This window comes from Flavobacterium sp., assembly GCF_027483985.1.
Classification (GTDB): Bacteria; Bacteroidota; Bacteroidia; order Flavobacteriales; family Flavobacteriaceae; genus Flavobacterium.
Genome location: NZ_JAIXTJ010000050.1, coordinates 103,487 through 116,396, shown reverse-complemented (window position 1 = coordinate 116,396; position 12,910 = coordinate 103,487). Strand labels below are relative to the sequence as shown.

Below are 12,910 nucleotides of genomic sequence, written 5' to 3'. Positions count from 1 at the left end.
TATATTTACAGAAATAAACGACTAATTACTAGTCATTAATTACTAATTACTGAAGAAAATGAGTTACTATACAATAGACAATTTAGAGCATTATTTTAAAATGTATAAAAAGTCGGTTCGTGAACCAAGAAAATTTTGGGACAGAATAGCTGACGAACACTTTACTTGGTACCAAAAATGGGATAAAGTAATGGAATTTGATATGCAAGAAGCCAAATTCAAATGGTTTTTGGACGCTAAAGTAAACATTACTAAAAACTGTATTGACAGACATTTAGCTAAACGTGGAGAAAAAACTGCCATCATCTTTGAACCTAATGATCCAAATGAGGAATCACAACATATTACTTATAATGAATTGTATGCAAGAGTTGCTAAAATGGCCAATGTTTTGCGCGAACAAGGCATAAAAAAAGGCGATAGAGTTTGCATTTATCTTCCAATGATTCCAGAATTGGCTGTAGCTGTTTTAGCTTGTGCCCGAATTGGTGCAATTCACTCAGTAGTATTTGCAGGTTTTTCTGCATCGGCTGTTTCAGCTCGTATTAATGATTCTGATTGTAAGGTAGTTATCACTTCTGATGGAAGTTATAGAGGAAATAAAGCCATCGATTTAAAAGGAATTGTAGATGAAGCTTTAGATAAATCGCCGTGTGTAGAAAAAGTTTTGGTTGTTAAAAGAACCAATACCGAAGTAAATATGAAAGACGGTCGCGACATTTGGTTGCAACCACTTTTAGATAACGCAATTCCTAACAATGTCGCTGAAATTATGGATGCTGAAGATCCGTTATTTATCCTGTATACTTCAGGTTCAACAGGAAAACCCAAAGGAATGGTGCATAGTACTGCGGGTTATATGGTTCAAACGGCCTACTCATTTAAAAATGTTTTTAACTACCAAGAAAATGATGTGTATTGGTGTACAGCCGATATTGGTTGGATTACGGGCCATTCTTATATTTTATACGGACCACTTTTAAATGGAGCAACAACAGTCATTTTTGAAGGTGTTCCGTCTTATCCAGATTTCTCACGTTTTTGGGAAATTATTGAAAAACATCAAGTTAATCAATTTTATACGGCTCCAACTGCCATTCGTGCTTTAGCAAAAGAAAGTTTAGATTTCGTACAACGTTTCCCATTAAAATCTTTAAAAGTTATTGGTTCGGTTGGTGAGCCTATTAATGAAGAAGCTTGGCATTGGTATAATGCACACGTAGGAGGAAAGCGTTGTCCGTTAGTAGATACTTGGTGGCAAACCGAAACTGGAAGTATTATGATTTCACCAATTCCGTTTGTTACGCCAACAAAACCAACTTATGCATCGTTACCATTACCAGGAATTCAACCGGTTTTAATGGACGAATTACGCAATGAAATTGAAGGCAATCAAGTCACAGGAAGTTTGTGCATCAAATTTCCGTGGCCATCAATGGCTCGAACAATTTGGGGTGACCATCAACGTTATAAAGAAACCTATTTTACTGCTTTTCCAGGTAAATATTTTACGGGTGATGGAGCATTAAGAGATGAAGTTGGTTACTACCGAATCACTGGTAGAGTAGATGACGTAATCATTGTTTCAGGACACAATTTAGGAACAGCACCAATTGAAGATGCGATTAACGAACATCCAGCAGTGGCAGAAAGTGCTATCGTAGGTTTCCCTCACGATATTAAAGGAAATGCGCTTTATGGTTATGTGATTTTGAAAGAAGTAGGAGAATCTCGAAACCAAGAAAATCTTGCGAAAGAAATCAATCAATTAATTTCAGACCAAATCGGTCCAATTGCGAAATTAGATAAAATACAATTCGTTAACGGTTTACCAAAAACTCGTTCAGGAAAAATTATGCGTAGAATTTTAAGAAAAATAGCCGAAGGTGATTTCTCAAACTTTGGCGACATAACAACTTTATTAAATCCTGAAATTGTTGAAGAAATTAAAGAAGGAAAATTATAGTTTATTTTGGTTATTTTTTGAAAAGACTGCTTAGAAATCAAAGCAGTCTTTTTTTTATTTCTTGTTAACTAAAACCGCACTCATTTGTTGACCGCCAGAAACAAGGGTTTTTATTTGAAAATAATAAGTGTCATTTTCATATAATTTATCTCCAAAAAGAATTTCCATTTTGTTTTCTTTTTTGTCTTTAGATGTTGCTATTTTTTTAAATCCCATTTTTTCAAGTTCTTCTGGAAACATTTGGGTGATTCCCCAAGCCGTAATTAGTTTGACTTCATTATCGTTAGCCATTAAAGCATAATTGCTTTTTTCATTAATCCAAGCCTCTTCTTTTTGTTCCCAACCATAAGAAATAGCGTCCAATTCAGCTTTAATATTTTCTTTTTTAACGCTCATAAAACGAATTAGATCTTGAGGTTGTAATGATCGCTGTTGCGTACCTTTTAATTCCTTGATGCTTTTGTCGTCAATCAATAAATCAATATTAGATGGATCTTCACTTGAATAAACAATATTCAATTGTTGTCCTAAATAAAAATCTTTAAAACGATAACTCGAAATATCTTCGGTGGCTCTTACTTTAGTACCTTCTTTGGTTTCAAATTCTACTGTGATGGATGCAAAAGATGCTCCACCAGAACGCAATACTCGTTTAACTTCGGTCACGCCACCATCAATTACTGTTCCAACCGCATCAATTTGAGTAGCTTTCAAAATTTTATCAGCACCAGAGGAAATACATTCTGAAAAAATAAAATACACTATAACAGCCGGAACAAACATCAAAGCCATAAACGTAAAGTCAATTTTTGGCTTATCTCTAATTTTTAAAAATTCTGGTTTCCAAGTATTGAAATAGACAAGTGAAAGAAAACTAAAAAAACAAAAAAATGCTGTTCCAATTATAGACAGTATAGTTTTGTTTCGAGAAACATTTTGAGTTGGTAAATAAAAAGCAAACAAGTAAAATGTAGCAAGAACCAAAACAACTAATACAATAAAAACTGTAAGATTTTTTTTAGGCATCACTTTCAATCGTTCTTCAAGAACTAGTGCACGTGCGTTTTCAATAATCGATTTAAAATCTTCTGGATTGACTTCTTTACGCTTTAAAAAAGTTTCAATTTCATAATCATATTCGTTGTCTTTTACACGTTCAACAACTCGTTCTAAAATTTCTTCTTTAGTCATAATCTTAATTATAAAATTGATTTTAATAATAAATCTTCCATCACTTTATATCCATCTAAATTTGGATGGACACCATCTTCGCCAAATTGTTTTTGTAAACCTTTATTTTCATCAACCATTGCTTTGTAATAATCTACATAAGTGATTTTATTTTTATCAGCATACGCTGCAATCATTTGATTTAACTCAATTACTTTGTCGGCTGGTTGCAATTTTGGATTCCAATTAAACTTATTTGCCGGAAGCACGGAACAAAGAATTACTTTAATTTTATTTGCTTTTGCCAATGCTACCATCGAACTAATATTGTCCATAATTTGTTCTAATGTGATTGGTCCAGTATTTTCAGCTATATCATTGATTCCTGCAAGAATAACAACAGTAGATGGTTTTAAATTAAGAACATCTTGTCTAAAACGCAGCAACATTTGAGGTGTAGTTTGTCCGCTAATTCCTCGATTGATAAAATTATTGGAACTAAAAAAGTTATGATCATTAACTTTCCAAAACTCGGTTATCGAATCGCCCATAAAAACAACATTTGCCGAAGTATTTTTCGGAGCCATAATGCTTTCATTTTCAGTACTATATTTTTTTATGTTTGCCCAATCTTTAACCATATCTTGTTGACTATAAAGTGTAAATTGTGTTACTAATAATAACAATGCAAAGTAATATTTCATATTCCTTATTTAAGGAAACAATGTACTATTATTTTTCAAATTTATAATAAATTACTTTATTTATGTAACATTTAATTAAATGAAATCCCTAATTTTACTGAATATGATAAATTCAGAAATAACTATAATTGGTGGAGGTTTGGCCGGATTAATTTCTGGAATTCATCTTGCTAAAAACGGTTTTTCTGTACTTATTATTGAAAAAAACACTTATCCAAAACACAAGGTTTGTGGCGAATATATTTCTAATGAAGTACTTGATTATTTAAAATCATTGCACTTAAATATTGAATCACTTCAACCAAAAAAAATTGATAAGCTTTCATTTTCTTTAGTTTCAGGTAAAAAAATAGAAACAATTTTACCTTTAGGCGGTTTCGGAATAAGTCGCTATTGTTTAGATGCTTACCTTTTTAATGAAGCTCTTAAAATGGGTTGTAAAGTAATTAAAGATACAGTAAACGATGTAGTATTTAAGGATGATCATTTTGAAATTTCTACCAATGAAAACAGCTATGAATCTAAAATTGTTCTCGGTGCTTTTGGCAAACGTTCTAATCTAGATTTAAAATTTAAACGTAAATTTATAAATAACAAATCGGAATGGCTTGGTGTAAAAGCACATTATCAAATGGATTTTCCCGATGATTTAGTTGGATTACATCATTTTAAAGGTGGTTATTGCGGTGTTTCAAAAATTCAAAATAGTTTAGTGAACATCTGTTATTTATCGGATTATAAATCTTTTAAAAAACACAAAAACATTGAAGAATATCAAGAAAAAGTGGTTAGTGAAAATCCAAATTTGAAGAAAATATTTGATACTGCCATATTAAAATTTGAGAAACCACTAACGATTAGTCAGATTTCATTTGAAGAAAAACAAAGTGTTGAAAATCATATTTTGATGATTGGTGATACGGCTGGTTTGATACATCCGTTATGCGGAAACGGAATGGCAATGGCAATTCACAGCGCAAAACTAGCTTCTGAAGAAGTCACAGATTATTTAAAAAACAAAATTTCCAGAACACAAATGGAAGCAAATTATACCCACAAATGGAATACTAATTTCAAAAGCAGATTAAAATTAGGAAGACTTTTAGGAAAATTGCTTCAACAAGAAAATTTAGCACAGTTTGTAATGAAAATTCTAATGCTGTTTCCTTCATTACTTTCAGTTATAATTAAAAAAACACACGGTAAACCAATTTAAATGACAATAAATACCAAATATAGAACCAACGAATCTGAAATAATGGACGACTTCGAACTAGAAGGCGAAGTTTTGCAAGATGCTTTGGATAAAATTGCCAAAATAAACCAACTTTTGGGCGGAAACCAATTAACTTTACAAGGAGTTAAAACACTTCTAAAAAATAAAGATAAAAATACCGAAATTACTATAGCTGATATTGGATGTGGCAATGGAGATATGTTGCGCTACATTGCAGAATATGGCGATGCCAATGGTTATAATTTTAAATTAATCGGAATTGATGCCAATGCATTTACAATAAATCACGCTAAAAATCTATCCAATCATTATCCAAATATTTCTTATGAAATTATTGATATATTTAGTAAACAATTTGATGAAGTAAAATACGATATTGTATTGTGCACTTTAACTTTACATCATTTTAAAAATGAAGAAATTATAAAATTAGTAAAACAGTTTTATGATAATTCTTCTATTGGAATTGTAATCAATGATTTGCATCGAAGTAAGATCGCTTATAGATTATTTCAAGCGGTTTGTTTTGTTTTCAAATTAAATTCGATGTCACGTGACGATGGATTAGTTTCGATATTACGCGGATTTAAAAAACAAGAATTAGAAGAATTTTCAAAAGAATTAAATTTGAAAAATTACAGTTTGCAATGGAAATGGGCTTTTAGATACCAATGGATAATTAAGAAAAGTAGATAAAATAATAATGAGTGTAAAAATAGTAACTGTAGCCAAACAACTTCCAGAATTTTCTAGAGAAACTGCTGAAATAATGCCTTTTCTAGATGCTTGGTTAATAGGACAAGAGGAACGTTTTATCAAAAAAGTGAAAAAGATTTTTGAAGGTGCCAATGTCGATAAACGCTATTCAATAATGGATCCGATTGAGGTTTTTACTAAAACATCTTTTGAAGAACGAAATCAAATATACGTTAGAGAAGTAATAAAATTAGGCGAAAAAGTCCTCACAAAAGCACTTGAAAAAGCCAATTGGAAACCAACCAATTTAGATTACATCATTACAGTTAGTTGCACTGGGATTATGATTCCATCGCTTGATGCTTATTTGATTAATAAACTCGGATTAAGACAAGATATTGTAAGATTACCTGTGACTGAAATGGGATGCGTTGCCGGAATATCTGGAATGATTTATGCCAAAAAATTCCTAGAAGCAAATCCGAATAAAAAGGCAGCAGTAATTGCGGTCGAAAGTCCAACAGCAACTTTTCAATTGGATGATTTTTCGATGGCAAATATTGTGAGTTCAGCCATATTTGGTGATGGTTCAGCTTGTGTTTTACTTTCATCAGATGAGAAGGATAAAGGTCCGAAAATCCTTGATGAATCGATGTATCATTTTTATGATAACGAACATATGATGGGTTTTGAAATGACTAATTCAGGATTAAAAATGGTACTTGATATTGAAGTTCCTGAAACGATTGCCGAACATTTTCCGCTGTTTATTCATCCTTTTTTAGAAAAAAACAACTTGACTATCAATGATATCGATCATTTAATATTTCATCCTGGCGGAAAAAAAATCGTACAAACCGTTGAAGAATTATTCTCTGAATCTGGCAAAAATATTGACGATACCAAAGAAGTTTTAAGATTGTATGGAAATATGTCGAGTGCAACCGTTTTATATGTTTTAGAACGATTTATAGATAAAAAACCTAAAGCTGGAGAGAAAGGTTTGCTTTTAAGTTTCGGACCAGGTTTTACTGCGCAACGAATATTAATTGAGTTTTAAAATACCATTACTAATTCATAGGTTAAAAAAATGACAAACGAAGAAATCATATCAAAACTACCTTATTCAAAACCTTTTTTGTTTGTTGATGAAATCACTTCAATATCAGAAAATGGAGTAGAAGGAACGTATACATTTGATTCTAATTCAGATTTTTACAAAGGTCATTTTAAAAATAATCCGGTCACGCCAGGTGTCATTTTGACAGAAACTATGGCTCAAATTGGCGTTGTGTGTTTAGGAATTTATCTTTTGAATACTGATTTCAATTTTGAAACTAAAATAGCATTAACTTCTTCTGAAATTGAATTTTTGAAACCTGTATTTCCTTCAGAGAAAATAAAGGTGATTTCTGAAAAAATATATTTCCGATTCGGAAAATTAAAATGTAAAGTTCGAATGATAAATAATGATGGAATTGAAGTTTGTAGAGGAACAATCGCGGGTATCATTCAAATCTAAAATCAAATGAAAAGAGTTGTAATAACAGGTTTGGGAATTGTCGCACCAAATGGAGTAGGACTTGATGCATTTACAAACGCCATCAAAAACGGAATCTCTGGAATTAAACACGATGCCGAATTAGAACGCCTTCAATTTTCGTGTCAGATATCGGGAAAACCTGAGATTAGCACCGAAATGGCTCTTAATTATTTTACCGAATTAGAATTACGAAATTTTAATTCCTCTGGAATATTATATGGCGTAATTGCAGCAATCGACGCTTGGAAAGATGCAGGATTAACTATTGAAAATAATGAAAATCCAGATTGGGATTCGGGAACCATTTTCGGAACTGGAACTTCAGGAATCGATAAATTTAGAGAAAGTATTTACAAAATAGACGATTTTCAAACCCGAAGATTAGGAAGTACAGCTGTAGCTCAAACAATGAATTCGGGCGTAAGTGCTTACATCGGTGGGAAATTAGGATTAGGAAATCAAGTAACTACCAATTCGTCAGCTTGTACCACAGGAACAGAAAGTATTTTGATGGCTTACGAACGCATAAAATCGGGTCAAGCCAAACGAATTATCGCTGGAAGTACAAGTGATTCAGGACCATACATTTGGGGTGGATTTGATGCTATGAAGGTTTGTACTTATAAACACAATCAAACACCAGAAAAAGGTTCTAGACCAATGAGTGCAACTGCTTCGGGATTTGTGCCAGGAAGTGGAGCAGGAGCTTTAATTATTGAAGATTTAGAAACGGCTTTAAATCGTGGTGCTAAAATTTATGCCGAAATTCTTGGAGGAACTGTAAATTCTGGCGGACAACGTGGTGAAGGAACTATGACAGCACCAAACTCGGTTGCGGTTCAAAGATGTATTGTAGATGCCATTACTAATTCAGGGATTACTACAAAGGATATTGATGTTATTAACGGACATTTGACAGCCACATCAAAAGACAGCGTAGAAATTAAAAATTGGTCCGAAGCGCTAGGTAGAAAAGGAACTGATTTTCCGTATATAAATTCACTGAAATCTACAGTTGGTCATTGCCTTTCTGGTGCTGGAAGTGTAGAAAGTGTAGCATCAGTATTGCAAATTTATCACGGATTTGTTTTTCCGAATAGTAATTGTGAAGATTTGAATCCAGATATAACTGCCTTAATTTCTGAAACTAAAATTCCAATGCAATTAATTGAACGTGAAATAAATTGTGTTGTCAAAGCTAGTTTTGGTTTTGGTGATGTTAATGGATGTGTTATTTTTAGAAAATACAAATAGATTTTTTGCACTAAATTAACAATTGTTAAATTTAGCGGTACTAACAGTATTCTTAAATTAGGATTTCAAATTAAAATTTAGTATTTTTATTATGCCAAAACGTAATTCACTTAACGATATCAAAGAAGTTGATGACTTAAACCGATTGAATGAAATCATCAATGATAAAAGAAATGCTAAACGTGCGAATGAAAAGAAGACTAGACGCAACCGGCACTATGAAAAACAATTTATAAAAAACACTTTCAAAACACAAATTGAAATCCCACAAAAAATGAATAAATCAGAAGTAATTGAGCAATTAAAAACCATTGTAAAACCTTATATAAATAATCAAGAAGCTTTTGAAAACCTCTCAGAATCAACTGATTTTATAAAAGATTTACAAATCAATTCTGCCAATTTGGTAGACGTAATTTTAGATATTGAAGATTATTATAAAATCGAAATTGATACTGTTTCGATGGAAAAAATGGTTGATGTTCAATCGGCTTTAGACATAATTGAAGCTAAATTGGCACAATAATGATAGGCAACGATGTAGTTGATTTAGGATTAGCATCAACTCAAAGTAATTGGAAAAGAAAAGGTTATCTTTCTAAAATCTTTACTGATTTAGAACAAGAATTCATTTCAAAAAGTTCAAATCCGAATGAGATGGTTTGGAATTTATGGAGTAGGAAAGAGGCCGTTTATAAAATCATACTTCAACAAAATGGTAAACGCGGTTATTATCCAAAAAAAATTGAATGTTTAAATACTGATAATGACAATGGGATTGTAGTATATCAAAACGATGCATTTTTTACAACTACAGAAACATCGCAAGAATTTATTCATTCAATAGCGGTACTTAGCAAGGAAAAATTTAGTAAAATTATAGAAATCACCGATGCTAAAAAACTTGTAAAAATCAACGAAATTCCATATTTCAAGTTAAATTCAAAATTTTATGCTGCTACCAAAAGTCACCACGGAGCTTTCGAAAAAAGTTATTTTTTACAATCCTAATCTTGATTTTAATTTCAAAAACAATAACGCTATCGTGTAAGCATCATCTGTGGTTGATATTCTTTCGGTTTTCGAAATTTTAAAAATATGACTTAATTCATCCAAAGAAAAGTTTTTGTCATTAATGTCGTGTAGCTTTTTATACATCACTTCAATATCTAAAGCTTCATTTTTCAATCTGCCACAAGATAATTTTTCTAAAGCCTCATTAATCATTTCGACATCAAAATTGATTCGATGTCCGACTAACGTAGCATTTCCTATAAAATCTATCAATTTTTCAATAGCCTGAACTTCAGATAATTTTGGTTGTTCTGACTCTAATAAAAAATCATTAGATAAATTATTATCGTGCAAAAATTTGTATTGCGGAATCGTTACTTCAAAAACATCACCAATATGAATCGTGTCTTTTTCTATACCGATAGAACCCAAAGACAAAATCACATCTTTTTTAGGATTTAATCCAGTAGTGTCAACCGATAGCGCAATATATCTTGAAGGTTTTTTATCAAATTTAGATAAATACTTTTTCCAGAATTCAGGATGTTCTTTGTTTATATTTTTTAACCAATCAAGCATAAATTATGAAAATTGTGTAAGTTGAAATTTATCTTTTATCAATTCTTCAAGCTCACGCATAGGCGCAAGAGCATTTTTTAATTTCTCTCTATCAACTTTATTTAATTCCTCCAAATTGATGTATTGACCTGAACTATCATTTTTCAATCCTTCTAAAACTCTAAATTTAGATAAAACCAAAAAAGCATCTGCACAATTCAAATAAATTTCTGAAAATTTAGGATCAATCATTGCTAATTGTTTGTATCTTAAATAAGTACTGTTTATACCGCGAATGTTATTACTCATTACAAGCAATCTTGCACCATCAATAAGTGGCATTAAAGCACGGGTTTTTATATCAAATTTACCTTTAAATTCGCCATCTTCTTCGAGATTGAATTTCTTAAAAAAGTTTAAAGGCGCTGGTTTCTTCAAAGCATCGTTTCCAAGATAATCATAAAATAATACTTTGTTTTTGGCATCTTTAAATATCACATCAGTTATAGCATCTTCAATTTTTTGTTCGCCAAAAGCAATTTCATAATCGAAGAACACACTGCTAATTTCATTAGAATTTTCACCTGGAGTATTCATCCAATTATTATATTGTTTACTCCAGTCAGTCAGTGATTTACACCAAAGCATATTGCTACCCATATGACCTTGAGGACAAGGAATAAAACCTACTTTTTCGAGGGTTGCAGTAGTTTTCTTAGCCAGTTTTAAGAAATAATCTTTTACATCACGGTATTTGTCAGCTGAAACATCTTCAAAAATTAAAATACTATCTTGATCTGTCAAAAGAAGTTGCTCTTTACGACCTTGACTACCAATGCTTAACCACGCAAATCGAGCAGGAGGTGAGCCCAAATCTAAAATAGATTGTTCCACAGCGCGTTTAACAATAGCTAGAGTAATTTCACCTGCAATACTATTAATATGTGTAAGCGGAATATTTTTGTTAAGCGATGATTGAATGATATCAGCTAATTTATCTCTAACTAATTTAAGTTCTTTGGCCGTTTGAGAACGTTTAATTTCTTTAAGCAAAACGCCTGGATTATTGGCTTGAGCAACAACCAAATCGTGTTCAGAAATAATTCCTTTAATATCAGATTTATCTGTACCATCGTGGGTTACGCACAAATGAGTAACACCATATTTTAACATAACCAATTGTGCCTCAGCCACCGAAATATTTTCAGTAACTGTAACAACCGGTGAAGCCATTATTTTATCAATAGAGTTAGAAAAAGCAACACGACCTGTAGCAACTTTAGAACGAAAATCTTTGTCGGTTACAATTCCAACCGGAAAACTATTTTCAGTAATCAAGACACTGTCTAACATATTTTCAGTCACTAATTGCGCTGCATCTTTAATCATTGTGTTACTAGTGATTTTCAGAGGCGTTTTGTTGTAAGCCAAGGATTGGAAATACAACATATCCGACTGATTTTCAGAAAAACTAACATTGTCAGAAATCAAACCATTGTTTTGATTGTCTAAATTACCTTTAGTATTTGCGGCGAAACTTTCTAGTAAAAAATCTAAAACATTAGAGTTTTGAGCCACAAAAGGTTTGAAGGTAGCAATTGGAATTGCATATACAATACTTTCTTCGCGAGCTTTGGCTGTCATTTGATAATTATTTTTGGCAAAAAAGGGACGTAAACCAAAAATATCGCCAGCATAACATTTATTCAAAAGCGTTTCTTCAGCATCAGAAATTACGGTAAGATGAATAACTCCCGAAGCTACCACATAAAAAGTGTCGTGCAACACATCATTTATTTGAAATAAACTTTTGTGTTTTTCGAGATTTATGACACGAATAGTGTTCGCAATTTTAATTAAATCATCAAAAGACAAATAATTAAATGGTTCATATTCCTTTAAAAAATCAGCTACACGCTGTGAAATGGCATTGCTCATAATGAATGTTAATTTTATAAAAATATAAAAAATCCGCGACACCACAAAAGTAATAAAGATTAAGATTGGACAAGAACAAATCTCTGTCAATTTATCACCACAAAAACAATTTTTAATTATATTTACGTTAAAATTGTTTTGCGATGAAAGAAAATAAATCAGCTAAAATTGAACTTCTTTTTTCAATTCTGTGTTGGATTACCATTATAACTCAATTTATAGTTATGATTGATAATCGAGTAACATCTATCACTGAAACAACAATTCGATTTTTTACTTTTTTTACCATTTTGACAAATATACTAGTCGCAATTGTGTTCACTGCAGTTTTAATAAAACCTAAAAGAAAATTTTCTTTCTTTTTAAATCCGATAAATCAATCAGCAATAGCGGTTTATATATTTGTTGTTGGATTTGTTTACAATTTAATTTTAAGGTTTTTATGGCAACCACAAGGCGTTCAGCGTATTGTTGATGAAATGTTGCATACCATAATTCCAATTTATTATATTTTATATTGGTATTTCAAAAGCAATACTAAATCAATTCTTTGGAAAAATTTTATTAATTGGTTGATTTATCCAATTGTATATTTGGTTGTGATAATGATTCGCGGATCATTTTCAAATTATTATCCGTATCCATTTGTGAATGTTACAAGTTTAGGAATTGACAAAGTATTTATAAATATTATCTTGCTGACTTTGTTTTTTGGAGGAGTAGCAATCGCTTTTATTGGAATTGCCAAATGGAAGAATAAAAGGATTTCGTAATCAAATACTTGGTTCTTTTAAAAATCCTATTTTACATAATATAAATTATAGTGCAAA

13 protein-coding genes are annotated in these 12,910 nt (G+C 31.4%); 9 read left to right on the top strand and 4 right to left on the bottom strand.

Features of this window, described 5'->3' with window-relative positions:
• Positions 1-58: 58 nt before the first annotated feature.
• Positions 59-1,966, top strand: a complete 1,908-nt coding sequence (acs, locus tag Q0050_RS12900; RefSeq protein WP_298396525.1) for an acetate--CoA ligase — start codon at positions 59-61, stop codon at positions 1,964-1,966.
• A gap of 54 nt (positions 1,967-2,020) precedes the next feature.
• On the opposite strand, the gene Q0050_RS12895 is transcribed toward acs, so the two are convergent.
• Together Q0050_RS12895 and Q0050_RS12890 are read right to left on the bottom strand one after the other, a co-directional pair.
• A complete protein-coding gene (locus tag Q0050_RS12895; protein ID WP_298396522.1) occupies positions 2,021-3,157 on the bottom strand; it encodes a hypothetical protein in 1,137 nt (378 codons plus the stop codon).
• An 8-nt stretch (positions 3,158-3,165) separates the two neighbouring features.
• Positions 3,166-3,840, bottom strand: coding sequence for an SGNH/GDSL hydrolase family protein (locus Q0050_RS12890; protein ID WP_298396519.1), 675 nt, complete (start codon positions 3,838-3,840; stop codon positions 3,166-3,168).
• A gap of 79 nt (positions 3,841-3,919) precedes the next feature.
• Between Q0050_RS12890 and Q0050_RS12885 the strand changes: the two genes are divergently transcribed.
• From Q0050_RS12885 to Q0050_RS12855, 7 genes are all read left to right on the top strand, one after another.
• Positions 3,920-5,056: an NAD(P)/FAD-dependent oxidoreductase gene (locus Q0050_RS12885; RefSeq protein WP_298396516.1), complete on the top strand. Its 1,137-nt coding sequence runs from the start codon at positions 3,920-3,922 to the stop codon at positions 5,054-5,056.
• Positions 5,057-5,773 (top strand): class I SAM-dependent methyltransferase, encoded by a 717-nt coding sequence (locus Q0050_RS12880; RefSeq protein WP_298396513.1) that lies wholly within the window; start codon positions 5,057-5,059, stop codon positions 5,771-5,773.
• 7 nt (positions 5,774-5,780) lie between these two features.
• Positions 5,781-6,833 (top strand): type III polyketide synthase, encoded by a 1,053-nt coding sequence (locus tag Q0050_RS12875; protein WP_298396510.1) that lies wholly within the window; start codon positions 5,781-5,783, stop codon positions 6,831-6,833.
• 30 nt (positions 6,834-6,863) lie between these two features.
• Entirely contained in the window at positions 6,864-7,295 is a 432-nt protein-coding gene (locus Q0050_RS12870; protein ID WP_298396508.1) for a FabA/FabZ family ACP-dehydratase, read from the top strand.
• Between the two features lie 6 nt (positions 7,296-7,301).
• Entirely contained in the window at positions 7,302-8,570 is a 1,269-nt protein-coding gene (locus Q0050_RS12865; protein WP_298396505.1) for a beta-ketoacyl synthase, read from the top strand.
• Between the two features lie 91 nt (positions 8,571-8,661).
• Complete coding sequence (locus Q0050_RS15305; protein WP_367277177.1) at positions 8,662-9,096, top strand: acyl carrier protein; 435 nt, start codon at positions 8,662-8,664, stop codon at positions 9,094-9,096.
• On the top strand, positions 9,096-9,581 hold the full coding sequence (locus Q0050_RS12855) for a 4'-phosphopantetheinyl transferase superfamily protein (RefSeq protein ID WP_298396502.1): 486 nt from the start codon (positions 9,096-9,098) through the stop codon (positions 9,579-9,581). The genes Q0050_RS15305 and Q0050_RS12855 overlap by 1 nt, the downstream gene beginning before the upstream one ends.
• Here Q0050_RS12855 and Q0050_RS12850 read toward each other — a convergent pair.
• Together Q0050_RS12850 and Q0050_RS12845 are read right to left on the bottom strand one after the other, a co-directional pair.
• A complete protein-coding gene (locus Q0050_RS12850; protein WP_298396499.1) occupies positions 9,570-10,163 on the bottom strand; it encodes an exonuclease domain-containing protein in 594 nt (197 codons plus the stop codon). The two genes, Q0050_RS12855 and Q0050_RS12850, sit on opposite strands and share 12 nt — an antisense overlap.
• 3 nt (positions 10,164-10,166) lie before the next feature.
• Positions 10,167-12,080: a DUF294 nucleotidyltransferase-like domain-containing protein gene (locus Q0050_RS12845; RefSeq protein ID WP_298396497.1), complete on the bottom strand. Its 1,914-nt coding sequence runs from the start codon at positions 12,078-12,080 to the stop codon at positions 10,167-10,169.
• A 143-nt stretch (positions 12,081-12,223) separates the two neighbouring features.
• On the opposite strand from Q0050_RS12845, the gene Q0050_RS12840 reads away from it, so the two are divergent.
• Positions 12,224-12,853: a Pr6Pr family membrane protein gene (locus Q0050_RS12840; protein WP_298396494.1), complete on the top strand. Its 630-nt coding sequence runs from the start codon at positions 12,224-12,226 to the stop codon at positions 12,851-12,853.
• The last annotated feature ends 57 nt before the right edge of the window (positions 12,854-12,910 follow it).

Coding starts and splice junctions, on each gene's coding strand:
- Q0050_RS12855 (WP_298396502.1), top strand. CDS start 9,096: ATGATAGGCAACGATGTAGTTGATTTAGGATTAGCATCAACTCAAAGT.
- Q0050_RS12850 (WP_298396499.1), bottom strand. CDS start 10,163: ATGCTTGATTGGTTAAAAAATATAAACAAAGAACATCCTGAATTCTGG.
- Q0050_RS12885 (WP_298396516.1), top strand. CDS start 3,920: ATGAAATCCCTAATTTTACTGAATATGATAAATTCAGAAATAACTATA.
- Q0050_RS12880 (WP_298396513.1), top strand. CDS start 5,057: ATGACAATAAATACCAAATATAGAACCAACGAATCTGAAATAATGGAC.
- Q0050_RS15305 (WP_367277177.1), top strand. CDS start 8,662: ATGCCAAAACGTAATTCACTTAACGATATCAAAGAAGTTGATGACTTA.
- Q0050_RS12870 (WP_298396508.1), top strand. CDS start 6,864: ATGACAAACGAAGAAATCATATCAAAACTACCTTATTCAAAACCTTTT.
- Q0050_RS12845 (WP_298396497.1), bottom strand. CDS start 12,080: ATGAGCAATGCCATTTCACAGCGTGTAGCTGATTTTTTAAAGGAATAT.
- acs (WP_298396525.1), top strand. CDS start 59: ATGAGTTACTATACAATAGACAATTTAGAGCATTATTTTAAAATGTAT.
- Q0050_RS12890 (WP_298396519.1), bottom strand. CDS start 3,840: ATGAAATATTACTTTGCATTGTTATTATTAGTAACACAATTTACACTT.
- Q0050_RS12875 (WP_298396510.1), top strand. CDS start 5,781: ATGAGTGTAAAAATAGTAACTGTAGCCAAACAACTTCCAGAATTTTCT.
- Q0050_RS12840 (WP_298396494.1), top strand. CDS start 12,224: ATGAAAGAAAATAAATCAGCTAAAATTGAACTTCTTTTTTCAATTCTG.
- Q0050_RS12865 (WP_298396505.1), top strand. CDS start 7,302: ATGAAAAGAGTTGTAATAACAGGTTTGGGAATTGTCGCACCAAATGGA.
- Q0050_RS12895 (WP_298396522.1), bottom strand. CDS start 3,157: ATGACTAAAGAAGAAATTTTAGAACGAGTTGTTGAACGTGTAAAAGAC.